Consider the following 24,645-nt stretch of genomic DNA (forward strand, 5'->3'; position numbering starts at 1 on the left):
CCACGAAATTGCACTATCGCTGCGGAACACCCCTAGTGGCACCTCCGGGATTTGAGAGGGGCGCATATGTAGCGGGGGCGTGTCTCGCGAAATTGACCGACAACAAGCGGACAGCCGGCGGCGGCGGTGGGAGCTGAGGTCATGCAACGAGAGGCAGCATCGTCGGGATTGGTCAAGGCCGAACGCCGGCGGCTGTTCCGGGCCATTCGCATTGCGCTGCTTCTGAGCGCGCTGCTTCCGATCGCCGCCGGCCTGATCTACGCGGAGTCGACCTACCGCCAAAGGGTCGGGGAGGCGACCGAACAGCTGGGGCGGGCGGTCGCCCTGGCGTCCGAGCACAGCCTGCGGGTCTTCGAGGGAGCGGATTCGACCCTCTCCGAGATATCCCAGATGCCGACCGAACCGCCGGGCGAGGCCGAACGCTCGATCCAGCGGATGGCAGCGATCCTGGCATCGCGCCCGCATATGCGCATTCTGGGCGTCACCGATGCCGGCGGCGAGATCAAGGTCTCGGCACCCTGGCGCAGTTCGATGAACGTGTCCTGGCGCGACTATTTCAGGGTGCAACGCGACCGCGGCAGCCACGGCAGCCTTTACGTCGGCACCCCGATCATCGGTGCGAAGGACACCTTCTTCAGCGTACCGATCAGCCGCGCGATCAGGAACGCGGACGGCGCCTTCGCCGGAATCGCCTTTCTGGCGCTCGATCGCGGTTATATCGGACGGTTCTTCGAGAGCATATCCGGCCCCTCCGCGGAAACCGTGGGCCTTCTGTCCTCGTCTGGAGTCCTGCTCACGGAGCATGCCGGCGCAGCACTCGGCGCCGACTATCCCCATCAGCTCGCGGCACGGATCCGGTCGGCCCAACACGAGACAGCCCGGCAAGGCCATGTCGAGATCGAGGATGCCGATGGGCGACCGAACATCGTGGCGTTCAAGGCCATCGGCGATTATGGGCTCTATGCCTTCGCAAGCTTGAGGCAAAACACGATCCGTGCCGCCTGGTGGCTCGAGGTCAGGGAGGTCCTGATGCTGCTGGCCCTGCCGATCGCGGGGCTGGCGCTGGCCGCCTTCATCGCGGAGCGGCAACTGCGCAGCCTCAAGAAACTGGTGGCGGCGCTGGCATCCAACCGCGCCCGGTATCGGACGATCTTCAACAGCTCGCCGGACTGCAATTTCCTGATCGGTCGGGGAGAGAGTGGCGATGTCCCGATCTTCCTCGAGGTCAATCAGAACAGCCAAGCCTTCTTCGGCTTGCCCTCCGATCAGCTCGCAGGCCGGGCGGTGAATGAAATCCTGGAACCCGCCGAAGCCAGCTTCATAGCGTCGAGCTTCCAGCGCTGCATCGAAATGCGCGACACCCTGCAACGCGAGCACGAGGTGGGGGCGGGCCCGAAACCGGGCCACTGGGAAATGCGCATGGCGCCGCTGCCCGGGCAGGCGGGGATCGCGATCGGAAGCATCCGGAACATCGCCAGGCAGAAATACCTGACCTCGTCCCTGCGCGAGCTGACCGGCCGCCTGCTGCAGCGCCAGGACCACGAGCGCCGCCAGATCGCGCGCGACCTCCATGACTCGGCCGCCCAGAACCTGCTGGCCGCCAGCCTGGAGCTCAAGCTGGCCGCGGACGCTCTTTCTCGTCGCAACGGTCCCTGGCACGAGCATCTGAGCCGTATCCGGGACTTCATCGACAGGACGCAGAAGGAGATTCGCGGAGTCTCCTATCTGCTGCATCCGCCGATGCTGGACGAAGCCGGGCTGCCCAACGCGCTGCATTGGTTCGTCGACGGCTTCCAGAGGCGCACGAACATCCGTCTCGAGCTGAGGATCGGCCATGCGCTGAGGGATCTGCGGCTGCCGGCCGAAGTCGAGATGGCCCTGTTCCGTGTCGCGCAGGAAGCATTGGCGAACGTCCATCGCCATGCCAACGCCAGTACGGTTCGGCTTTCCCTCGACATGGACGAGCAGGGCATGCTGGAGTTTCGCGTCGAGGACGACGGCACGGCCGCCGCGGGCGTCGGCGGTCCCGACCCGATCCGGGAAGGGGTGGGGATTTCCGGCATGCGCGAGAGGCTGATGGCCTTCGAGGGAACCCTGACGTTCCGCGTCTCGGGGCAGGGCGCAACCCTGTCCGCCAGGGTCCCGCTTGCGCAGCAGGCGGCCTGACGCCGGCTGACCGTGCGATAGACGAACGAGATGGCCGCCGAGGCTTGAGCGCCCGGCGGCCAGGTCGACGATGCCGTCGTAGCGATGGCTGCGGTCGATTCAGCCGCGCTGGGAGTCGAGCTGCTCCTGGTCCTTCTGGACCTGCTGGGCCTTCATGTAGCTCTCGATCAGGAGCTGGTAGGGCGGGAAGATCTTCGTATAGACCTCGGCCCATTCCCGAGCATCGTCGCGATGCCAGGTCTTCTGCAGCTCGGAGGCGACTGCGGCCGTATCCATCGGCACGACGCCGGCCTGGACGATACGGGCGAGCGTGATCTCCTGCGCCATCTTCGAATAGGTGCCGGAGGCATCGACCACGGCGAAGACCTTGTAGCCGTCATGGACGGCGGCGATCGCCGGGAAAGCCATGCAGACCGAGGTGATGGTGCCGGCGATGATCAGGGTCTTGCGCCCGGTCGCCTTCACCGCCGCGACGAAGTCGGGATTGTCCCAGGCGTTGATCTCGCCGCGGCGGGCGACGTACTGCGCATGGGGCGCGTTCTCGTGGATCTCCGGGATCAGCGGGCCGTTCGGCCCCTGCGGCACCGAAGCGGTGGTGATCACCGGCATCTTGCTCAGCGTCGCCATCCTGGCGAGCGCGGTCGCATGGTTGCGCAGCACCGGCATGGGCATGTCGGCGACGGTCTGGAACAGGCCGCTCTGATGGTCGATCAGCAGCATGACGGCGTCGTTCGGGTCGATGACCGGGCGCCGGCCGTCGAAATTAGCGGGATTGGCAGTGGTCATGGCTTCCTCTTTGCAGGGCGTGAGCGGGGAGGGCGGAGCGCCGGTGTCATCTGCACCGCGCTCCGCCGGGGATCAGGCCGTCTTCTTCGCCGAGACGGTGGAGTAGCTCGTGATCAGGTTGCGGTAGTCGGGGATGTGGTTCGAGAAGAGCGCGCCCAAGCCCTCGACATCGTTGCGCCAGTCGCGATGCAGCTCACAGGCGACGCCGAACCAGGTCATCAGCTGCGCCCCGGCATCCGACATGCGCTGCCAGGCAGAATGGCGCGTGATCTCGTTGAAGGTGCCGGAGGCATCGGTGACGACGAAGACATCGAAGCCGGCTTCGATCGCAGCCAGCGCCGGGAAGGCGACACAGACCTCGGTGACGACGCCGGCGATGATGAGCTGCTTGCGCCCGGTCGCCTTGACCGCCCTGACGAAGTCCTCGTTGTCCCAGGCGTTGATCTGGCCGGGGCGCGGGATGAAGGGCGCGTCCGGGAAGGTCTGCTTCAGCTCGGGGACGAGCGGGCCGTTCGGGCCGTCCTCGAAGCTGGTCGTCAGGATCGTCGGCAGCTTGAAATATTTGGCGAGGTCCGCCAGCGCCAGCACGTTGTTCTTGAACTTGTCCGGGTCGATGTCGCGGACGAGCGAGAGCAGGCCGGTCTGGTGGTCGACGAGCAGGACGGCGGCCTTGTCCTTGTCGAGGCGGGTATAGGGCTTGGTCATATCTTCCTCCATGGGGGTGAAATGTCCGGCATCGCGGCGGCGGACGGCGCCGGTGCCGGCTGTCAGGCCGGAATCTTGCCGAAGCGGCCGCTCTGGAAATCGGCCATGGCCTGGCGGATCTCCTCGCGGGTGTTCATCACGAAGGGGCCGTGCATCGCGACCGGCTCGTCGATCGGCTCGCCGCCGAGAACCAGCAGCGTCGCGTCGGTCTCGCCTTCGATCGTGACGGCGCCGCCCTCCCGGTCGAGCAGGACGAACTGGGCCTCGCGCACCTTGTCGACGCCGTTGACGAGGACATTGCCGCGCAGGACGACGATCCCGAGCGTATGCCCCTCGGGCAGCGTCAGCGACGTGGTGCCGCCGCGGTTGAGGCTGATGTCCCAGATCTCGATCGGGGTGAAGGTCCGCGCCGGGCCGGCATGGCCGTCATAGCTCCCGGCGATGACGCGCACGGTTCCGGCACCGCCAGGCAGGGCGACGACGGGAATATCGGCGTCGAGCAGCGTCTGGTAGCCCGGATCCGCGCTCTTGTCCTTCGCCGGCAGATTGACCCAGAGCTGCACCATTTCGAGGGTGCCGCCGCTGCGGGTGAAGGCCTGCGAGTGGAACTCCTCGTGCAGGATGCCGGAGGCGGCCGTCATCCACTGCACGTCACCGGGGCCGATCAGGCCGCCTTTGCCGGTCGAGTCGCGATGCTCGACCTCGCCCTGATAGACGATGGTGACGGTCTCGAAGCCGCGATGCGGATGCACGCCGACGCCGCGCGGCCGCTGGGCGGGGGCGAACTCGGCCGGGCCGGCATAGTCGAGCAGCAGGAAGGGACTGGTCGACGAGGCGCCTTGCACGGCAGGCGAAACCATCGAGCGCACAGGAAAGCCGTCGCCGACCCAATGGGCGTCGGGGCTTCCGAAGATTCCACGAACCTTTCTCATGGGCTTGTCTCCTCGTGAGCGCCGTGGTGGCGCCGTGTTACCGAAGAGACTATGGTCAGGACGAGAAGGGCAGTAGCCGCCTGAAATGCTACAAACTGTCCTGCACGCGAGACAATGACTGTGACGCAGGACCTCAACGATCTCTATTTCTTCGCGCAGGTGGTGGAGCATCAGGGCTTTGCCGCGGCCGCCCGGGTTCTCGGCATGCCGCGCTCGCGCCTGAGCCGGCGCCTGGCATTGCTGGAAGAGCGGCTGGGGGTTCGGCTGGTGCAGCGCTCGACACGGCGCTTCGCTGTCACCGAAATCGGCCGGGAGTATTACCGTCATTGCGTGGCGATGCTGGTCGAGGCGGAGGCGGCGCAGGAGGCGATCGACCGCATCCGGGCCGCGCCGCAGGGCGTGGTGCGCGTCGCCTGCCCATCCGCGGTCCTGTATTTTCAGGTCGGTGCGATGATCGCCCGCTTCCTCGCCGCCCATCCCAAGGTCGAGGTCCAGCTGGAGAGCACGAACCGGCGCGTCGACGTGATCCGCGAAGGCTTCGACATCGCGATCAGGGTGCGCTTTCCGCCGCTCGACGAAAGCGAGCTGGTGATGAAGGGCCTTGCCGAGAGCCGGCAGCGGCTGGTCGCGGCGCCTGGCCTGCTGCAGAACTTCGACCGACCGCTCGTGCCGGCCGACGTCGGCGATCTGCCAAGCCTGTCATGGGGCGGGCCGCACCAATACCATGAGTGGCGGCTCTCCGGGCCGGACGGCGCCGAGGCCAGCATCCGTCACAGGCCTCGCTTCGTCACCGAGGACATGGTGGCGCTGCGCCATGCCGCGATTGCGGGTGTGGGCATGGCGCAGATGCCGACCATGGTGATCGTCGAGGATCTCAGGGCGGGAAGACTGGTCGATGTCCTGCCGGATTGGGCGCCGCGCGCCGGCGTCATCCATGCCGTGTTTCCCTCGCGGCGCGGGCTCCTGCCGTCAGTGCGCGCCTTGCTCGACTTCCTCGCGGCGGAATATGCGCAGCTCGACCAGGACAGTCGCTAGCGCGAAGGAGGTCGATCGAGCTTCACGGACGGTGCAGCGTCGGCTCAGCGCGGCCGGCCTTGCGTGCTGCGTGATTTCGTGCCTCCATGACATGACGTAAGGGCAGGGGAGGCCTGTGAGGAATTTGCCCGTTTCCTCGGTGCTTGGCGTCGCGCTTGCAGGGTGCGCGAGCCTCCCCGACTATTCGGGTCAGGAACTCGCGGCCATCGCCCCGATCTCAGCAGCGCTCAAATGCGCGTTCGCCAAGGCGCTCCAGGAAGAGGCCAATCCGTCCGGGAAACGAATCTCGCGCCTGAAGGGCCGGAGGGTGACGGGGACTTTCACCTTCAAGCTCGTGGTGAGCCACGAGGGGTCCGCGAGCGCCAGGGGGAATTCCAAGATTCTGACCTATGGCTCGGCCTCCTTCGGTCCGTATCTCGGCTTCTCCCAGAGCGCGAACCAGACCGTGACGACGAAGATCAACTTCATCATCGACCTCGAGCGGGCGGATTCGAGCGCCTGCGACGCCTATCCGGAATCCTCGCGCGCGAAATACGGCTTCCAGAACTGGTTCAAGCAGGTCGTGACGGGCCTCGACCTCGGCGCAAACCTTCAGCCAGTGGGGCGGCTTTCGTCGCTGGAGTACCAGGCCGACTTCGGCGTCAAGAACGTGACCAATGCCGGCCTGGACTTCGACGTCGTGTTCGTGTCGGGCAATCTCGGCTACGCCGCCACCAGGGACGATGTCCAAAGCATCGCCTTCAAGATCGCCGCCCGTGGAAGCGGCGCGGGTGGGGGAGCGGGACCGGGGCCGGGGCCGCTGAATTCCGCGCCCCGGCAAGGCTGGAACGGCGCGCCTCGCAGTTCGGAATGGTCACAGCTCGTGCCGGACGACAAGAACGTCGATTCCGACCGGCGCAGGCCGCCTGCACCTCCACCTCCGCCTCCCAAGCCGCCACCGGACCTTGGGCCGTTCAACGAAACGAAGAAGACGATGGCAGTTCCCGACGAGGAGAATCCGCCACGCTAGACTGGTGACGCCGATTGCGGACGGCGCTTGCGGGGGGCGATCAGCCGCCACCGCCTGTCGGTCTCGATCAAGCCGTACGGCATTGACGAGGGGCCCTGACACGCTGGGACTTGATTCGCATAAGACATATTATGGAACCAAACTCGATGAGGCTTTTGGGCCCGCTACGTCGGCGCCACCACTTCCAGCCCATCGAACGCCACCTCCACGCCCTCGTTCAAGCGACTGGACAGGCTGGCATAATCCAGATCGACGTGGAGGTTGGTCAGGATGGCGCGGCGCGGCTTCAGCGCAGCGATGGCTTCCAGCGACTGCGCCAGATGGAAATGACTCGGATGCGGCGTCTCGCGCAGGCAATCGAGGATCAGGACATCGAGATCGGCCATGGCCTCGCGCGCCGCCGGCGGGATCAGGCTGACATCCGGCAGATAAGCCAGATCCCCGAAGCGGAAGCCGAGCGCCTGGTAGTTCGGCCCATGCTCGACCCGGAACGGCAGAGCCGTGATCGGGCCGCCAGCGCCTTCGATGGTCTGTGGCCGTCCGGCGGTGATCTGGTCGAGATCGAGGATCGGCGGATAGTAGCTGCCCGGCGGCGTCTCGAAGAGATAGCCGAAGCGCGAGCGCAAGGAGGCTTCCGTCGCCGTATCGGCATAGATGCGAATGCGCTGGCGCATATGCAGGACGAGCGCGCGCAGATCGTCGATACCGTGGGTGTGATCGGCATGGTCGTGCGTCATCAGCACGCCATCGAGCGCCGGCACCTCGGCCGACAGCAACTGCTCGCGCAGATCCGGCGAGGTATCGACCAGCACGCGGGTGACGCCACCGGGACCAGAGCGCGTCACCAGGATCGAGCAGCGCCGGCGCCGGTTCTTCGGATTGGACGGATCGCAGGCGCCCCAGCCGGAGCCCGGGCGCGGCACGCCGCCGGATGAGCCGCTGCCGAGAATCGTGACCGTCAGCGTCATGGCGTATCAGGCGGCCGATGCCGGTGCGGCGTGATCCATCTTCCAGTAGCAGCGGCGCGCATTCTCCGTCGTGATCCGGGCGACCTCGTCGAATTCGACGCCGATCGTTTCGGCGAGAACCTTCGCTGTTTCAGCGACATAGGCCGGTTCGTTGCGCTTGCCCCTGAACGGAACCGGCGCGAGATAGGGCGCGTCCGTCTCGACCAGAATCCGCTCGCGCGGCACCATCCGCGCGATGCGGCGCAGGTTCTCCGAGGTCTTGAAGGTCAGGATGCCCGAGAAGGACACATAGAGGCCGAGCTCGACGCCCGTCATCGCCAGCGCCTCGCCGGCGGTGAAGCAATGCAGAATGGCAGGGAAGGCGCCCTTCCCCGTTTCCTCCCGCAGGATGGCGATCATGTCGTCATCGGCCTCGCGGGCATGGATGACGAGCGGTAGCTGCGTCGCGCGCGCCGCGGCGATGTGCGTGCGCAGGCCCTGGGCCTGGGCCGCGCGCGGGCTGGAATCGTAGTGATAGTCCAGCCCAGCCTCGCCGATGGCCACGCAGCGCGGATGGCGGGACAGCTCCGCCAGCCGCTCGGCCGTGACGTCGAGCTCCTCATGCGCCTGATGCGGATGCGTCCCCACCGAGAACCAGACCGACGGGAAGCGCTCGGCGATGGCGGCGTAGTCGGCGAAGCGTGCGACCCGCGTCGAGATCGTCACTATCCGGCCGACGCCGGCGGCCTCGGCCCGCGCGACATAGGCCGGCAGCTCCTCGGCGAAATCCGGAAAGTCCAGATGGCAATGCGTGTCGATCAGCATCACGCCGCCTGACCGTCCTCGGGCTCGACATAGCGCGGGAAGACCGCGCTCGGCGCCGGCAGCGGCGCACCGCTCACGAGGCGGTGTTGCGCGCCCAGCGCGGCGAAGCTGCGCGCCTCGGCCGGGATGGCGAGGAGGTCGAGCAGCTTGCCTGCCGCAACCGGCATCACCGGCTGGACGAGGATCGCCACCTGCCGGATCACCTCGATCGTGACATAGAGCACCGTGTCGCGCCGCGCCGGATCGGTCTTGGTCAGGCGCCAAGGCTCGTTGCCGGCAAAATAACGATTGGCCTCGGCGACTACCGCCCAGATCTCGGCGAGCAGCGTGTGCAGGGCGAAGTCCTGCATCGCCTCGCGCGCCCTGGCCAGGGCGCCGTCAGCCATGGCGAGCATGGCTTCGTCGGCCTCGGTCAGCGCGCCGCGCGGCGGCACCCTGCCCTCGCAGTTCTTGGCGATCATCGACAGCGAGCGCTGCGCCAGATTGCCGAGGTCGTTGGCGAGATCGGCATTGATGCGCCCGACGATCGCCTCATGGCTGTAGTTGCCGTCCTGGCCGAAGGAGACCTCGCGCAGGAAGAAGTAGCGCAGCTGGTCGACGCCATAGGCCTCGGCGAGCGCGAAGGGATCGACGACGTTGCCGAGCGATTTCGACATCTTCGTGCCCTTGTTGAGCAGGAAGCCATGGCCGAAGACACGCTTCGGCAGCGGCAGCCCGGCCGACATCAGGAAGGCCGGCCAGTAGACCGTGTGGAAGCGCACGATGTCCTTGCCGATGATGTGGACGTCTGCCGGCCAGTAATGCGCCCGCGGACTCGCGGCGTCGGGAAAGCCCGTTCCGGTCAGGTAGTTGTTGAGCGCGTCGACCCAGACATACATCACGTGCTTGGGATCGCCCGGCACGGACAGGCCCCAGTCGAAGGTCGTGCGGCTGATCGAGAGATCCTCGAGCCCGCCCTTCACGAAGGAAACGATCTCGTTCCGGCGCGTCTCCGGCGAGATGAAGTCGGGAACCTCGTCATAGAGCTTCAGCAGCGCGTCCTGGTACTTGGCGAGGCGGAAGAAGTAGCTCTCCTCCTCGACCCATTCGACCGGCGTCCCCTGCCCGCCCAGGCGCGTGCCGTCTGGCTGGAGCGTCGTTTCCTCCTCGCCGTAGAAGGCCTCGTCGCGGACCGAATACCAGCCGGAATACTTGGCGAGATAGATGTCGCCATTGGCCTCCATCCGCCGCCAGAGCTCGTCGGTCGAGACCTTGTGGTCAGGATCGGTGGTGCGGATGAAGCGGTCGAACGAGCAGCCGAGCGTCTGCTCCATCTCCTGGAAGCGGCCGGCGATCCGGTCGACGAAATCCTTCGGCGAAAGCCCGTTCTGCGCGGCCGTGCGCGCCACCTTCTGGCCGTGCTCGTCGGTGCCGGTCATGGCGAAGACGTCGTAGCCGTCGAGCCGCTTGAAGCGGGCGATCGCGTCCGCAGCCACCATCTCATAGGCGTGGCCGATATGCGGCGGCCCGTTGGTGTAGTGGATCGCGGTCGTCAGGTAGAATTTCGGGGCCGTGGCCATCGTCTGTCCGAGAGCTTCGCTTCACGCTGCGCGCGAACGGGAAACCGCAGCCGACAGATCATGAAACATGGTCATCACGAGCGGGCGGCGGTCGAGATTATAGGTCTCGACCTCACGCGCCGCATGTCCCAGCTTTTCCCATACCTCCGCCAACGGTGCAAGGCGCGCCGGTTGCGCTGCAGCATGCGCGTGGAGATGGTCGGAGATCCAGCCCTGCACCGTCTCGATCATCACGGCGAAGTCGCGCTCTCCCGCCTTGCCGGCAACATCCTCCGCCAGAGCGAGCAGGCCAGGCAGGTCGATCTGCGGCAGGGCATCGAGCCGCGCCCTCACCGCTTCGACCAGAGCCAGCGTCTCCGGATCGACATAGGTCAGCGCGCGCCGCACCGAGCCTTCGGCGAGTCGCGCGGCGCGCAGCAGCGCGGATTCGTCGAGGGGAGCCTCCATCCGCTCCAGCGCGAGGCGGCCCGCCTCGACGACGCCGGGCTCGTCCAGCGGCTCGAAGCTCAGCAGCCGGCAGCGTGAGCGGATCGTCGGCAGCATCCGCCCTGGGGCATGCGCGACGATCAGGAACAGGGCTTGCGGCGGCGGCTCCTCCAGCAGCTTCAGCAGCGCGTTGGCGGCCGAGCGATCCATGTCCTCGGCCGAATCGACGATGCAGACGCGCCAGCCGCCCTCCGCCGCGCTCGCACCGAAGCGGTCGATCACCCGCCGCACGGCGTCGACCGGAATGTTGCTGGTGTAGCTCTTGCCGTCCGGCTTCGGAATGCGGCGCAGCACATGCAGGTCGGGATGCGACCGGGCCATCACCCGCCGCGTCGCCGGGTCGTTCTCCGGCATGGCGAGATCGGCGCGGCCCGACGCGCGTGTCCGCGGATCTCCCGAGGCGAGCATGAAGCGCGCGGCGCGGTAGGCGAAGCTCGCCTTGCCGACGCCTTCGGGACCGCCGAGCAGCCAGGCATGATGCATCCGGCCCGAGGAGACGGCGTCGAGAAAGGCCTTCTCCCTGGTCTCATGGCCGATCAGTGACAGCGTCTCGCGGGGATGGGGCGCGATCGGCAGCCGGTCGGGTTCGTCGCTCGTCTCTCGCATCAGCTTTCCGCATCGATCGGCAAACGCGCACGCAGGATGCGCCACGCGGCCTCGGCGAGCCCCTCGGCGGGCAGCGTCGCATCGAGCACGGCGCAGCGTCGGGGCTCGGCGCGGGCAATGTCGAGATAGGCTTGCCGCAGTTTGCGATGGAAGGCCAGCGTCTCGCCCTCGAAGCGGTCGACCGCCTCGTCCGGCTTGCGCCGCCTGGCGGCGCGCGCCAGGCCGATCTCGGGGTCGAGATCGAGGATCAGCGTCAGCTCCGGCATCAGCCCGGCGATGGTCACGGCCTCGAGCTCGCCGAGCAGCTTCGCGTCGACCTGGCCGAGCACGCCTTGGTAGACGCGCGTGGAATCGATGAAGCGGTCGCAGATCACCCACTCGCCCCGTTCGAGCGCCGGGCGGATCAGGCTGTCGATATGGTCGATCCGCGCGGCCGAGAACATCAGCGCCTCGGCGAAGGCGCCATAGGACCGGACCCGGCCAGACAGGATCAGTTCGCGGATCGCCTCCGCCTTGACCGAGCCGCCGGGCTCGCGCGTGATCCGGGGCGGGAAGCCGGCGCGCTCGAGCCTTTCGGCCAGTGCCCGTGCCAGCGTCGACTTGCCGGCGCCCTCCCCGCCTTCCAGCGTGATGAAACGACCCTTGCTCATGTCCGTCCGCTTACAGCATCGGACCGAAAAGTGGAATCCAATCTTCGGACGAATCCGATGCGATAACAAATACATAGATCGCCGTTATCGCGTCCGGCAGGACGCACGGCGATCTAACTCCGGCTCAGCGCCTTGCGAACCCAGCCGGTCGCGGCCTCGAGAAGCGCGTCGAGTGCCCGGCTCTGCAGGGGGCCCGTGCGCACGGCTTCCGCGGCATAGAGCGGCACGTCGAGCGTCTTGATGTCGCCACGCGTGACCACGAGCCGGGCGACCTGCGCACCCTCCTCGACGGGAACCAGCAGCGGGCCGCGATAGACGATGCGCGCGGTGAGGCGCTCGGAGCTGCCGCGCGGCATCAGCAGGCTGATCGCCCCCTTGCTGCGGAGCGCGACGCGCCCCTTCTCGCCGCCATAGACGCTGGCCTCGCCAACGTTCTCGCCCGCGGCGAAGAGCTGGCGTCGCTCGAAGGCGCGGAAGCCCCATTCGAGCAGCTTGCGCGCTTCGCTCGCCCGGTCGCGCGCGGTCTTCAGCCCGTTCACGACGACGATCAGGCGCTGGCCGTTCTGCACGGCCGAGCCGACCAGCCCATAGCCCGATTCGTCGATATTACCGGTCTTCAGGCCATCGGCACCGATATCCATCGTCAGCAGCGGGTTGCGGTTCTGCTGCCGGATCTTGTTCCAGGTGAAGTCGCGCTGACCGAAGATCTTGTAGAGCTCCGGATAGGTCTTGATGATGTGGTCCGCCAGCAGCGCCAGCTCGCGGGCGGTCACGCGCTGCTGCGGGTCGGGCATTCCCGTCGCGTTGCGGAAGACCGATTTCGTCAGGCCGAGCGCCCTCACCCGCTCGGTCATCACCCGTCCGAAAGTCGCTTCGTCGCCGGCAATCGCCTCCGCCAGCGCGATCGAGGCATCGTTGCCGGACTGGACGATGATGCCCTGCAGAATGTCGGAGAGCTTGAGCCGGCTGTTGACGATGGCGAACATGGTCGAGCCGCCCGAGGGCGCCCCGCCCTTGCGCCAGGCATTCTCCGAGATGCCGATCTCGCTGTCGGGCGTCAGGCGCCCGGCGGCCATGTCCTGGAAAGCGACGAGAACGGTGGCGAGCTTGGCCATGCTGGCCGGCACCATCAGCTCGTCGGCTGCCTTCTCATAGAGAACGGCTCCGCTTTCCGAATCGAGCAGGATCGCGAAGGGAGCCGGCGACTGGAAGCTCTGGGCATGGCCGGCGGCCGCAAGGCTCGCCATGGCGAGGACGAGAAGCAGCCGACCGAGGGACCGACGCAGCGTTGCGCCCGGCATGCGGATCGACATCGTCCAACGGCTAAAGGCGCTCATACTGCGATGTGAAGCAGAGCGCCTTACGGCAGGTCAAGCTCCTTGCCGTCAGTTCCGCGCCAGGGGCTGCAGCGCCTGCGGCGTCAGCTTGTTGAGCGGATGCGCCTTGGCGAAGCGCTCGGCCGGCCCCTTCTCCGGTGCGGTGAAGAGGCTCGCCATGGTGGCGCGGGCCGGCGGCATCGTCGTGCGCAGCAGGGCGGGAACCCGGACCGGCTTCGCCGCGTTGGCGATGGTGTCGAGATCGAACGGGCGGCTCGGCGGCAGCGGCGCGGCGTGCACCGGCGTGCCGCCTAGCGGTGCCGAGCTGGCCGAGGCGAGGCTCGCGACGACCGGAGCGGTCGGGCTGATGGTCCGGACCGGCTGCTGCGGGGCGTAGGCCTGCGCGAGCGGCTGGCTCACGGGAGCCGGCTCGGCCTCTGCGGGCTGTTGTGTTTCGACATCGGCCGAACGCGAGCGCGACGGCGCCACCGGCTCCGCGCTCGCGACCATGGTGCGTGCGCTGGTGCCCGGGATCGGCGCCGGCGAGCCATCGGTCCGCAGGCTGGCGAGGAGGAGATTGTCGTCGGAACCGGCGAGCGAGGCCTGGCCGAGATATTCCATCTTGATGCGCGCCGTGCCGAGATGGCGGAAGGCGAGCGCATCGGCGGTCTTCTGCGACAGGTCCATCATCCGCCCGCCATGGAACGGGCCGCGATCGTTGACGCGCACGATGATGGAGCGGTGGTTCATCAGGTTGGTGACGCGGGCATAGGCCGGCAGCGGCATGGTCGGATGCGCGGCGCTGATGCTGTTGCGGTCATAGACCTCGCCATTGGCGGTACGGCGGCCGTGGAAAGCCTCGCCATACCAGGAGGCTGTGCCGACCGAGGTGTAGCCGACCGGCTTCTCGAACGGGGTGTAACGCTTGCCTGCCACGGAATAGGCCTTGCCGACGAGCTGGCGACCACCGCCCTTCGGAACCTCTTCGCCGTCGGCGATGACGCGCGGGCTGGCGGCCCCGTATTTCGATTGCGGGAAGGCGCCGATCTCCTTGGAGCGGCGGCCGGCGGTCTGGTTGCCGGCGCAGTTGGCGACGAAAAGCCCGGCGAGGACGACGCAGCCCAGGCGCGTCACGGAGCGTAGCGATGAGGGCGCTGAAGCGGGATCGGACGGTTCGGTGGAAAGCCCCGTGGCCGAAAAGCTAGCGCCTCGTGTCATTCCGCTATTCCGCTCTCTGGGCCAAAAAACATCGCACCGGCTCGACCGCACGCGCGTTCAAGCCGAGTTTTCGGCCATTTCCATTAAGGGATCGTTTAACCGCGATACGCCGCGAATCCCGACGCCACCGAACAGGCGAGTCCCTGTCCTTGAGCGGGCACAAACGTGTCGGAAAAGCGGCGCCTGTCAACCCGAGGGCGGGAAGGCGCTGCCATTTTATCCACGGCCGTGACTTCCGGGCCACGCTGCGCAACGCATGCTTTTCCTTCGCGACGTCCCGCAATTCCCTTGCAAATCCGGCGCCCCGACGGCATTGAACGCCGCACCGGAAGGGTGGCCGAGTGGTTTAAGGCAGCGGTCTTGAAAACCGCCGTGGGTGCAAGCCCACCGTGGGTTCGAATCCCACCTCTTCCGCCATCTCAACTGCGTTAAGCAGATGATTTATTTGATAAATCGAAAAAGCATCGGGGTTCGCCCCCCAACTATCGCCCAACGCACGCCCGCAAGGCTCCCGGATGATGCGATCTCTCATCATCCATTGAGCATTCCGAATCCGATTCGCGCTACGACCGGACGTAGAGCTGCGGCCCGGAAGCGGGTCTTCCGTATGGCCGCGCCAAGCACTCAAGCCGGTTTGGGCTCACTAGCCCAGCGACTGGCCGCCGTCGCGCGCCCGATCGGTGGCCTCGTCGGCGCCCTGGCCCGTGCGAAGCCTCCCTTGCGCAGCATTTCGGTGGCCGCTCCGGCGAAAGGCCCAAGGCCGTGAAGCACCAGGAGCGAGCGTCATCGCGCCGCCCTTAACCGGACTTCCGGAGCCCGGTGCATCCAGCCCCTTTTTCGTCACGTGGGACGAACCGCCAAAATCGCAACGATTATCGGCGCCAGCCTGCGGCAGAACAGAGCTCGGGCCTTGCACCGAGAAGACGCCGCGCATTGGAACCAAGTGCACGCCGATCGCCAGGCACCGAACGATGCCCTGCCCCAGCTCTTGGCCGCGACAGCGCCGCATCGATCGACGCACGGCGTCGTATTCGCGACGCAATCATGGACCACCAGAATATCAACGTCACGATTCCCGATGATCTGACAATACCAAATCGGAGGTAAATTAGAATGAATTTCGAAACAAAACGCATCCTTCCTCGCTGATCGACTGATCTGTTGTTGGCGTAACCCTTCACAAACCGAATCTCAGGCAGGCATGTCTATCGTCAGAGCCGACATCCCGACGCTTGACGGCGCCAGATGCCTTGTCTTGGGAGGCGGTGGCTTTCTCGGTGTTCACCTGGCCAATGCCTTGGTGCGCCAGGGCGCCGCGGCCCGAGCCTTCGGGCGCACCCTGACCAATCCGGATGAGCTGGATGACCGGGTTTGCTGGAGCTGCGGGCATTTTGAGGATTCCGCGGCAGTCGCGGAGGCGGTGCAGGGGCAGGAGATCGTCTTCCACCTGCTGAGCGGTTCGGTGCCCGGACAGCCCGGGCAGAAGCCGATTTCCGATCTCGAGATGAACGTCAGCGGCACGTTGCGCTTGCTGGACATCTGCAACGCCGCCGCCGTCCGGCGCGTCGTCTTCGCCTCCTCCGGCGGCACCGTCTATGGCACGGCCGACCGGTGCCCGATCCCCGAAGCGGCGGCCACCGATCCGATATCGGCCTACGGCGTCGGCAAGCTCGCGATCGAGAAATATCTCGCCCTGTATCATCACCTCTACGGGCTCGAATATTCCGCCTTGCGCATCGCCAATGTCTACGGCCCGCTGCAGTCGCCGCTGAAGCGCCAGGGCGTCGTCGCGGCGATGCTCGACCGTGCCCTTGCCGGGGAGCCGCTCGAAATCTGGGGCACGGGCGAGGTCGTGCGCGATTTTGTGCATGTCGACGACGTCGTCTCCGCCCTTCTGCTGGCTGCGACCTATGACGGTCCCCACCGCGTCATGAATGTCGGATCGGGGGCCGGGCTCAGCATCAACCAGGTCGCGAGCGACATCGAGGCCATCGCCGGCACGTCGAACGTCCCGCGGATCTACCGCGCCGGGCGCGCCGCCGATGTGCCCGTCAACATCCTCGATATCTCGCTGATCACCCGGGAGACCCCCTGGCAGCCGCGATGTTCCTGGGAGGACGGCTTGCGCGACACGGCGCGCTGGATGGCCGCCAGGGCGCGCACACGGCTCGTTTGACGCGGCACGTGGTCCGAGATCGCAGGAGCAGGATGTGAACGGCATGATGAAAGCGGATGTGCGGGCGGTCATCCTCGTCCCGGCCTATGGCCAGCCGTCGCTGGCGGCCGAGGCGCTTCGTGCCGCCATCGGCCAGGAGACGGATTTCGCCTTCGCGATCGTGGTCGTCAACGATGGCTGTCCGTCGCCCGAAATGCATGAGGTCTGCCTCAACTTCGCGGCGTCCTATCCGGGCAAGCTGTTCTATCTGAAGAAGGCCAATGGCGGCCTCAGCGCCGCCCGCAACACCGGCCTCGAATTCGCTCTCGCAGCTTTCCCGGCGCTCGAGGCGGTCTATTTCCTGGACTGCGACAACCATATCGGGCCTCTCCTGCTGCAACGCATGGTCGATGCCCTGCGCAGCTCCGACGAGAGCGTCGGCTGGGCCTATGCCGATGTCGACAAGTTCGGCTTCGCGAGCTTCAGCGACATGTCGGGTTCCTATTCGCCGCTCGAACATCTGTTCCGCAGTTTCTGCGAGGCCGGCAGCACCGTCTCGCGGCGCATGCTCAATGCCGGCGCCCGCTTCGACACGGCCATGCGCAAGGGCGTCGAGGACTGGGATTTCTGGCTGCAGGGGCTCGGCAAGGGCTTTCGCGGCGTGCATGTCGCCGATGCCGGGTTTCGCTATCGCCGGCGCGGCGAGAGCATGCTGGTCGAGGCCGAGCGGGATTTCGCCCCGATCCTCGCCTATATCCGCGGCAAGCACGCGCAGCTCTATAACGTGAAGTCCGTGCTGAGGCTGGAGATCGAGGCGCGGGCGCGCTACGCCATTCACCACGCCGATACCGGCCTCGTCCGATGCATGACCGCCGCCGGGACCTGCGAGCTCATCGCACTCGACGACTACCTCATCCGCCTGATGCGCGCCGCCGAGCAGCCCGATTACGGGCGCTGCCCCGGCCATCTGATCGTGATGGACCAGGCGCTCTACGACGCGCTGGCCGATCGACGGCTGCTCGCCGGTACGTTGTGGGCGCTCGAAACTGCGGTGGTGCAGGCCGCGATCGCCGCCTGCTCGATCACGCTCAGCCCCTCCCCGCACCGGACGATGAGCTGGCGCGCCACCACGGTGAACCGGCTCCCGGCGCAGCAGATCCCGGCACCGCCGGCGACCGCCCAGATCCTGGCGATCGAGGCAGCAACATTGCTGGCCCAGCAATTTCCCGACGGCGCCTTCGCCACCGGCAATCATTGGCACACCGTCAAACCGTTCGGCGGTCGCTTCTTCGAGCTCGCGATCGGCTGCGCCGATGCAGGCGAAGCGCTGCGGCCGGCCGCCGAGGGCCTGGCCTCCTTGCAGCGCAGGCTGGACGAGGTGTCGGCCCGCGAAGGCCGTGCACTTTGGCGCGCGGCCGATCATGACCGATATCGCGCGCGCGCCGCCGTCCCGCGCGATTACTATCCCGAGCTCTTCGGCACGCCGTCCGCCTTTCCTGCGGCGGCATCGGACCGAAGCGTGGCGCTGGTGGTGGACGAAGCCGGCCCCAAGGCGATCGCGGCAGCCGCAAGGCTCGCAGAGACGCTGCAGGAGGATGGCTACATTCCCCACCTCGTCACCTTCGGCGAGCAGCTCTCCGGCGAGGCCGGGGATCTCGAGATCTTCCGCGAGATCGTGTCGCTGCCGCTCGCCTCGCTGTGCGGCGCCGGAGCCACGACGCGTCAAAGCTATCTCGGCACGAGCCTGCCGCGGCTGGACTGGCGCGACGGGCAAGCGGCGTTGGCGACGCTTGCCCCCTATTCCCGCGTCGTTTCGGTCGGGAGCTGTGTGCTGCATCAGATCGCCGGCGCGCTCCGCCGGCTGAAGGTCGAGACCTGGGCGCTTCTCGCGCCGCAAGAGAGCCGGTCGCCGCTGGATGCGGTCACCGCCTGCTCCGCCTTCGAGCAGGCCTATGATGCGATCATTCTGGATAGCGAGGAGATGCTGCATCTCTGCCGGGCCCTCGGCATCCCATCGAGGCGGCTGCGCCTGTGGCCGGAGATGACCAAGCCTCGCACCGCCGCGCCACCGATCCCCGACCCGACGCTGTCGGAAATCCAACCGGAGAAGGTCTCCGTCTGATGCTTCATGCTTCTCCTGACCTGCTGCCTTCGCTCTATGATGGCAGCCCGAAAGTCCTGGTGGCGACGCCGCGCGACCGGCCGTCGCGCTTCGTTCCGCCGGCCGACGCGATGCGCTGGTTCGTGGCGGAAACCGCGGATGGCGCCGAGTTCACCCTCTCCGTCCTCGACGGCGGTGCGGCCGGGGACAACCGGCGCAGGATCGAGTTGCCCCCGACCAATGTCTGGGCCGTCTGGAGCCCCGAAAGCACGCTGGCCACGGCCGGCCTGGCCGAATGGTGGTCGCGCACCGGAGGGAGCGGCGCCGAGCCGATCTTCGTCAATGGCGACGCTGCGATGCTGCGCACCGCACTGATCGAGCGCTCGCTGGCCGAAGTCTCCCGCCTGACGCGGCTGAACCAGATGCTGATCGAGGATCTCGCCGCTTTGCGCGAAAGCTGGACGCAAGCCATTCGCCTTCCGCCCGAGCTCGAGGAGTTGCTGGCGAACCTCCGGGCGGCGCCGCCGCGCCTCGTCTTCGAGACGCCGGCCGCCGATGGCGACGTGCTCGTCCCGGCGGCCGTGCCAGCGGGTGGTGCCGCGAGCCCGCTCCTGCGCCAGCGCCTGCCGATGGGCGCTCGCGGCTTCCTCGGCATCGACCTCCGGGCCGCCGCGCCCGGCAACGGCGACGGTTTCCTCGAAGTCGCACTCGTCATTCTGGAGACGGAAGCGGAGATGGCGCGCTGGCGCGCGCCTTATCGCGACCTGGGGAGCGGCTGGCTGCCGCTGCGGCTGCCCGCCGCCTCGGCCCTGACCTGGCGGGGGCTCGAACTGCGTATCCATGCTTCCGGCGGAACGGCGGCGCCGCGCCTGGCATGCGCCCCGGTCGGCCTGCTCGGCGAATACGCATGCAGCACACCGGCCGGGGATGCCCCGAGCGGCGCGATGCTGGAGTTCAAGCTCTGGGGCGGGGTTCCCGACCTCAAGCCGCCGGCCGGGCCTGGGCTGGCGGCCTTGCCGGCCAACCCCGTGATCGCAATCCCCGAACAGGTGGTCGCGACGGCGCGATCGACCCGGGAACTGAGCTGGGCCTATCCCTATTTCGGTTACCTCGACCGCGGCCGGGTGCTGCTGCGCCCCCTGAAGACGTCGCCGGCTTCGGCCGCCTGCATCACCCTGCCGGCGAAACCGGGCCTCACGGCCCTGTCCTGCGAGGCAACGATCGATGACGGACTGTGCAAGACGCGGTTGCTCACCCGCCTTGTCGCCACGCGCCCCGGCCACAGTGCGGACGACGCGGAGCAAGGCGTGGGCGTTCTCGCCTCGAGCGAATGGGTCGAACTCACCGAGCCCCTGAAGCCGTTTTCGCTGACCGCCCGCCTGCCGCAGCCGGAATCGGGACCGGTCGACCTGCATTTCCTGTCGCGGCTGCCGGAGGGCGGAAAACTGGACCATGGCCGCGTCGTCTTCGGTCGCTTCGAGGCCGAGCTCGACGAGCAGGCAGCCTGGAAGCGGGCTTCGATCATGCCGGAGGCGACACTGACTTAGCTCCCCGCCCCCGCTGGGCGCAGCCCTCGGACTGCACAGCCCCGGCGAGGCGCAGAGCAGAGCGACGCCCCGTTCAAGAGTGGTCGACCGGGTCTGTCGGACGGTGCCCGAAAGGCGGAAGCGCCGCCATCGCAGCGTGCGGTCGCGTTCGGTTTCCACGGCCGCATTGCCGCATTTGGCAACGGCATCGCCCATGATTTCGACGACGATCTCGTCGTGGGCGCATGTCGCATGACAACCGAATGAAAGTTCAATTATGGCACAATTGGGTTATACTTCTAAATTCAAACCAATTTGGCGCGCAGTTAAACGTAATAGGCGGCAAAGTACTCGAAAATGTCATAATTGAAATATTGACACGCAGCCAGTTCTACTCAAAACCTCAAAGGGAAATCAGAGAAAAATTCGTGACTTCCCGACGTATGGTGGACGCCAACTTGAACGTGTCATTATCCGCGACCATTCATCGACTTCCGCGCCGCAATCGCTATGTGGTTGCATCGAGCTGCGATCAGGAGGCCCTCGAAACCTCTCCGCTCGGTGATCTTCTCCTGTTTCTGGATCCCGAAACGGACGCCGAAGGGTTGCGGGGCACGTTTCCGCTGATCGGCGTCGCGGCTTCCGATGCCGGCAGCAAGGCGCTGCAGGCCGCGCTCAAGCGGCTCCGCAAGATAGGGTCCCTGCCCGATGTCCCGGTCATCCGGCTGCAGGAAGCGGCGCTGGCTTCCGATGCTGAGCTCGTGGTGCAGGTGCTCGAAGGCGGCCTGGGACGCCTGTCGCGCCATATGGCCGGCGCCAACACCGAGCTGGCGACGCTGCGGCGGGAGCGTGAGACGCTCTTCGAGAACTATCGCGCGCTCGAGAATGCGTTCCATGCCCGCAACTGGGACACGGTCTCCGAGGTGTTCGGCCACGGGCCGTTCATCGACCCCAAGGATCAGGGGCTCGCGGCCCTGCTGCGCGAAACCGAGATCGTCCAGCTCTTTCCGGTTTCGAGTTACGCGGTTTCCGGCTTCGCCGTGCATGTCCGCGACATACCGGCGGATGAGACCGGCCAGCTCGTCGTCACGCTCGACTATGTGGAGAGCGGCGAGGGCATCGCGGAATGGCTCATTCCCTATGACAGCATCACCGAGGGCTGGAACTTCTTCTCCCTGCCCAAGGCATGCGACGGCAGCCCCCGCACGCTGCGGCTGAAAATCTCGGCCACGGGCGGGCTGCCGCCCGAACTCTCGCTCGGCCACGTCATCACCAACGAGCGCTACGCCGCCCAGGCGCGGATGCCGCATGCCGACCTCGACATGCGCCCCCTGGCGCTGCGGATCTTCACCGGCCTCCCCGGTGCCCGCCCGACCGCACTGCCGAATGTCTTCACGCCGTCCACCGTGATCTCGGGGCGGAAGGTCGAGGATTACCGGCTGCCGGTCGAGTTGCTGCGCGCCGTCGCCAATGTCTCGCTCAGCCCGATCGAGCCGAGCTTTCCGACCGTGCGCTTCCTGGAGCTCGAGGATGCGATCGTCTGCCATCCGCTCAGCGAGGGCATCACCGCCGGCGCCGTACGCCGCGTGGTAGCGCCCGGCACCGCGCGCATCTCGGCGCGCGCCGTGATCGACCACCCGGAAGGCAAGCCAGGCACGGTCGGGCTGATGCTCGTCCCCTTGTCGGCCGATATCCGCAAGCAGATCGAGGCCCTAGCCGATGGCCGGTCCCTGCCGCCCACGACCTTCTTCAGCGGCTGGACCGAGATCACGGCCGAACAGCCGATCGACATCAACTTCATGCTGGAGATACCGACGTCGCGCACGATGGACCTGGTGGTCCTCAGCAAGGCCGCGACCAATTCGGTCGATTTCGCCTGGCTCAAGGTCTTCAATTTCCGGCTGGTGAAATATCTCGAGAAGAGCCCGGTCCGGGAGGTCGCCAATGCGTGACGAGGCCCAGGACCTGATCGCCATCGCCATGCCGCTCTACGGCCATGCCGCGCTCGTCATCGAAGCGTTGGAATCGGCCCTGGCCTCGGTCTCGGCATGCCGCCTCGCGATCGTGGTGTCGGTCGATGGCGACCCGCATCACGAGGTGTTCGATCAGCTCACCCTCCATGCCGCGGCCCATCCGGAGGTCCATGTGATCTTCGGCGAGAATGCCGGCCCGGGCGGCGCCCGCAACCGTGCGATCGACTACATCCTCGAGGAGCTGCCCGAGGCCAAGGCGGTCTATTTTCTCGACGCCGACAACCGCGTCCTGCCGGATACGGTCGAGACGCTCTATCGCCGGCTGAAGGCGAGCGAGGCCGGCTGGGTCTACACCAATATCGACACCTTCTCGGTCAATTGGCGGGCCCATTACGGCGACAGCTATTCACGCCTGATCCACTGCATCAGCGACAATATCTGCGACACCGGGTCGATGATCTCGATCGACGTTTTCAGGGCCGGCGTACGCTTCGAGGAAGATCGCCAGAACGGCTTCGAGGACTGGGAGTTCTGGCTCTCGGCCATCGAAAAGGGCTTCGTCGGGGAGCCCTGCCACGACACCGCCTTCGAATATCGGCTGCGGGCGGAGAGCCGCTTCAAGGAGGCGAACCGCGACCGCCCGGCCGCGATGAGCTTTCTCCGGCGCCGGCACAAGGCGCTGTTCCGCCGGCCGGCCCTCGTCGGCTTCGAGCATGAGGAGGCGCCGCGCTATGCGCTGATCCGCACCGGCGAAGGCATGCTCGACGTCTTCACCGACCCGACGCTACCGGCCGGGCAGATCGGCTTCGACGAAGCGGTGCGCGCCTTCTGGGGCCATGTCGGCGAGCCCGACAACGTCCATTTCCCGCCCTTCATCGCCGCCTGCGGCAGCGAGACGCTCAAGCTTCTCGCCCGCTCGCGGCTCCTGCCGAACCTGCTTTGCCACCTGGAAACCCTGGCCGAGCGCTGCAACGTCGTTTTCGTGGAGCTCTGCAACGCCGTTTCGCAGCGGAGCATCGAATGGGAGATCCTTCCCTCCGGCGCCCGGCAGGGCGCGGCCGATCTCACCTTCGTCTCGACCGGACTGATCAGGAACGTCATCGACGACGATGCGCTCGACTGGTTCTCCTCGATCGGCCGCGACCAGACCTGGCCGACATCGGCACGCCTCAAGATCAGCTTCCCGTTCCCCAAGGCGCCCCAGCGCCGCTCGCTGATCCGGCCCGAGCAGGCGCTGCTCAACCTCGTCAGCGCGCTGACGACCAGCCCGCTGCGGCCGACGGCCTCGACGCGCTGGACCTGGCGGCCACGCCGGCTGCCCGCCCTGTCCGAGCTCTACAAGCTGCTCAGGACCGAGCTCGGCGGCTCCCCCGTCCTGCCGGTGGCGCATCATGCGGGGCCGCGCCGGACCGCAGCGGTGCTGGTGCCGAACGCCTCGTTCGGCGGGGCGGAAAAGGTCGCCTATGCGGCCGGGCGGGAGCTCCGGCAAAACGGCTTCGAAACCCATCTCTTCGTGCTCGGCTCCGAGCGGATGGACGTGCTCGACGAGTTCGACCAGGCGTTCGACCACCTCCATTTCTGGAAGGATGGGATTCCGGCCTGGGGCGGGAGCGGCCAATTCCTCGGCCAGGATTTCATCACCGACGAGCACCCGCTCGACTGGGCCGGACTGAAGGGGCTGCTCTCCGGCTTCGACCTGATCGTCAACAACCATGTCATGGCGGCCCATCCGCTGATGGCGCAGCTGCGCTCAGCCGGCACCCGCACGGCCTGCTACCTCCATGTCGTCGACGAGACGGCGCTCAGGCGCCCGGCCGGCCAGCCCTATGCGGCCATCGCCTTCGAACATGCCTATGACGCCTTCCTGACCTGCTCGGAGCAACTCAAAAGCTACCTGCACAGTTTCGGCGTCCCCTTCGGCAAGATCTTCGCCGTGCCGAATGCGGCGAGTTTCTCCATCGACGCGAAGCTGCGGGCCCAGGTCAGCGAAGCGCGCAAGGCCGGGCGCGGGAACGAACCGCTTCGCCTGCTCTATATGGGCCGGCTCGACCGGCAGAAGGGCATCGACCGGCTGCACGGCATGCTCGCTCAGCTCAAAGAGCGGGGCGTCCCCATCGAGGCCCGCGCCATCGGCGGCGAGATCCTTTCCGACGATCCGAGTTCGTCCTGGATGACGCGCCTGCGCAGTCTCGACGTCGATGTCGCGCCGCCGGTCTTCGCCGCGAAGGACATCGCGGCCCATCTGGCCTGGGCCGACATCCTGGTGATGCCGTCGCGCTGGGAAGGCGCGCCGCTGATGATCGCCGAGGCGCAGCAGCTCGGCTGCGTACCGATGGCGACCGCCGTCGGCGCCGTCGAGGAGCTGGTCGTCGACGGCGAGGACGGCGTCCTGATCGGGAACGCCGCCGACGCCCGGATCGTGGTCGAGATGGCCCGGACGATCGCCACCCTGGCGCAGGACCGGGCGACACTCGGCCGCCTGGCCGAAGGCGCGCTCGCGACCGCGGCGGAGCGCTCCTGGAGCGCCTCCTTTGCCGATTTCATCGCCTGGAGCGACACGATCGCGCCGACAGCCCCCATTCAACGCAACATCGCTTCGGGCGAGCGCGCCGGCGACGAGGCCGCGCCCTCCGTCCGTGCCGTCGCGTGA

Annotated in this window: 18 protein-coding genes and 1 tRNA gene; 9 read left to right on the forward strand and 10 right to left on the reverse strand. The window is 67.0% G+C overall.

The window, feature by feature from the left end; translation table 11 throughout:
• Positions 1-141 precede the first annotated feature (141 nt).
• Positions 142-2,166, forward strand: coding sequence for a histidine kinase (locus B5Y19_RS06575; protein WP_079591267.1), 2,025 nt, complete (start codon positions 142-144; stop codon positions 2,164-2,166).
• Positions 2,167-2,265: 99 nt separating this feature from the next.
• Here B5Y19_RS06575 and B5Y19_RS06580 read toward each other — a convergent pair whose 3' ends face one another.
• From B5Y19_RS06580 to B5Y19_RS06590, 3 genes are all read right to left on the reverse strand, one after another.
• On the reverse strand, positions 2,266-2,952 hold the full coding sequence (locus B5Y19_RS06580) for a hydrolase (RefSeq protein ID WP_055726962.1): 687 nt from the start codon (positions 2,950-2,952) through the stop codon (positions 2,266-2,268).
• Between the two features lie 72 nt (positions 2,953-3,024).
• Entirely contained in the window at positions 3,025-3,657 is a 633-nt protein-coding gene (gene ycaC, locus B5Y19_RS06585) for an isochorismate family cysteine hydrolase YcaC (protein ID WP_055726961.1), read from the reverse strand.
• A 62-nt stretch (positions 3,658-3,719) separates the two neighbouring features.
• Positions 3,720-4,589 (reverse strand): pirin family protein, encoded by an 870-nt coding sequence (locus tag B5Y19_RS06590; RefSeq protein ID WP_055726960.1) that lies wholly within the window; start codon positions 4,587-4,589, stop codon positions 3,720-3,722.
• Positions 4,590-4,703: 114 nt separating this feature from the next.
• Between B5Y19_RS06590 and B5Y19_RS06595 the strand changes: the two genes are divergently transcribed.
• Both B5Y19_RS06595 and B5Y19_RS06600 read left to right on the forward strand, forming a co-directional pair.
• Positions 4,704-5,624, forward strand: coding sequence for a LysR family transcriptional regulator (locus B5Y19_RS06595; protein ID WP_055726959.1), 921 nt, complete (start codon positions 4,704-4,706; stop codon positions 5,622-5,624).
• Positions 5,625-5,748: 124 nt separating this feature from the next.
• Positions 5,749-6,633, forward strand: a complete 885-nt coding sequence (locus tag B5Y19_RS06600) for a hypothetical protein (protein WP_139384288.1) — start codon at positions 5,749-5,751, stop codon at positions 6,631-6,633.
• Positions 6,634-6,797: 164 nt separating this feature from the next.
• On the opposite strand, the gene B5Y19_RS06605 is transcribed toward B5Y19_RS06600, so the two are convergent.
• The 7 genes from B5Y19_RS06605 to B5Y19_RS06635 all read right to left on the reverse strand — a co-directional run bounded on the left by B5Y19_RS06605 (position 6,798) and on the right by B5Y19_RS06635 (position 14,156).
• Complete coding sequence (locus tag B5Y19_RS06605) at positions 6,798-7,601, reverse strand: MBL fold metallo-hydrolase (RefSeq protein ID WP_055726957.1); 804 nt, start codon at positions 7,599-7,601, stop codon at positions 6,798-6,800.
• A 6-nt stretch (positions 7,602-7,607) separates the two neighbouring features.
• Positions 7,608-8,405 carry a TatD family hydrolase gene (locus B5Y19_RS06610; RefSeq protein ID WP_055726956.1) on the reverse strand — a complete coding sequence of 266 codons (798 nt, stop codon included), beginning with the start codon at positions 8,403-8,405 and terminating at the stop codon, positions 7,608-7,610.
• Complete coding sequence (gene metG / locus B5Y19_RS06615) at positions 8,405-9,964, reverse strand: methionine--tRNA ligase (protein WP_055726955.1); 1,560 nt, start codon at positions 9,962-9,964, stop codon at positions 8,405-8,407. The genes B5Y19_RS06610 and metG overlap by 1 nt, the downstream gene beginning before the upstream one ends.
• Positions 9,965-9,985: 21 nt before the next feature.
• Complete coding sequence (locus B5Y19_RS06620; RefSeq protein ID WP_055726954.1) at positions 9,986-11,056, reverse strand: DNA polymerase III subunit delta'; 1,071 nt, start codon at positions 11,054-11,056, stop codon at positions 9,986-9,988.
• Positions 11,056-11,706 carry a dTMP kinase gene (gene tmk / locus B5Y19_RS06625; protein WP_055726953.1) on the reverse strand — a complete coding sequence of 217 codons (651 nt, stop codon included), beginning with the start codon at positions 11,704-11,706 and terminating at the stop codon, positions 11,056-11,058. Before tmk ends, B5Y19_RS06620 begins: the two co-directional genes overlap by 1 nt.
• 113 nt (positions 11,707-11,819) lie before the next feature.
• Positions 11,820-13,007 (reverse strand): D-alanyl-D-alanine carboxypeptidase family protein, encoded by a 1,188-nt coding sequence (locus tag B5Y19_RS06630; RefSeq protein WP_139384289.1) that lies wholly within the window; start codon positions 13,005-13,007, stop codon positions 11,820-11,822.
• A gap of 84 nt (positions 13,008-13,091) precedes the next feature.
• Positions 13,092-14,156 (reverse strand): septal ring lytic transglycosylase RlpA family protein, encoded by a 1,065-nt coding sequence (locus B5Y19_RS06635; RefSeq protein ID WP_244555502.1) that lies wholly within the window; start codon positions 14,154-14,156, stop codon positions 13,092-13,094.
• A gap of 411 nt (positions 14,157-14,567) precedes the next feature.
• On the opposite strand from B5Y19_RS06635, the gene B5Y19_RS06640 reads away from it, so the two are divergent.
• The 6 genes from B5Y19_RS06640 (at position 14,568) to B5Y19_RS06665 (ending at position 24,645) form a co-directional block, all read left to right on the forward strand.
• Positions 14,568-14,657, forward strand: a tRNA-Ser gene (locus B5Y19_RS06640).
• Positions 14,658-15,441: 784 nt separating this feature from the next.
• Positions 15,442-16,416, forward strand: a complete 975-nt coding sequence (locus B5Y19_RS06645; protein WP_055726951.1) for an NAD-dependent epimerase/dehydratase family protein — start codon at positions 15,442-15,444, stop codon at positions 16,414-16,416.
• A 43-nt stretch (positions 16,417-16,459) separates the two neighbouring features.
• A complete protein-coding gene (locus B5Y19_RS06650) occupies positions 16,460-18,517 on the forward strand; it encodes a glycosyltransferase family A protein (RefSeq protein WP_055726950.1) in 2,058 nt (685 codons plus the stop codon).
• Positions 18,517-20,043 carry a DUF6212 domain-containing protein gene (locus B5Y19_RS06655; protein ID WP_055726949.1) on the forward strand — a complete coding sequence of 509 codons (1,527 nt, stop codon included), beginning with the start codon at positions 18,517-18,519 and terminating at the stop codon, positions 20,041-20,043. The genes B5Y19_RS06650 and B5Y19_RS06655 overlap by 1 nt, the downstream gene beginning before the upstream one ends.
• A 224-nt stretch (positions 20,044-20,267) precedes the next feature.
• Positions 20,268-21,974 carry a DUF6212 domain-containing protein gene (locus tag B5Y19_RS06660; RefSeq protein ID WP_244555504.1) on the forward strand — a complete coding sequence of 569 codons (1,707 nt, stop codon included), beginning with the start codon at positions 20,268-20,270 and terminating at the stop codon, positions 21,972-21,974.
• A complete protein-coding gene (locus tag B5Y19_RS06665; protein WP_055726948.1) occupies positions 21,967-24,645 on the forward strand; it encodes a glycosyltransferase in 2,679 nt (892 codons plus the stop codon). Before B5Y19_RS06660 ends, B5Y19_RS06665 begins: the two co-directional genes overlap by 8 nt.

Origin of the sequence: Allobosea thiooxidans, from assembly GCF_900168195.1 — a bacterium.
GTDB classification, from domain to species: domain Bacteria; phylum Pseudomonadota; class Alphaproteobacteria; order Rhizobiales; family Beijerinckiaceae; genus Allobosea; species Allobosea thiooxidans.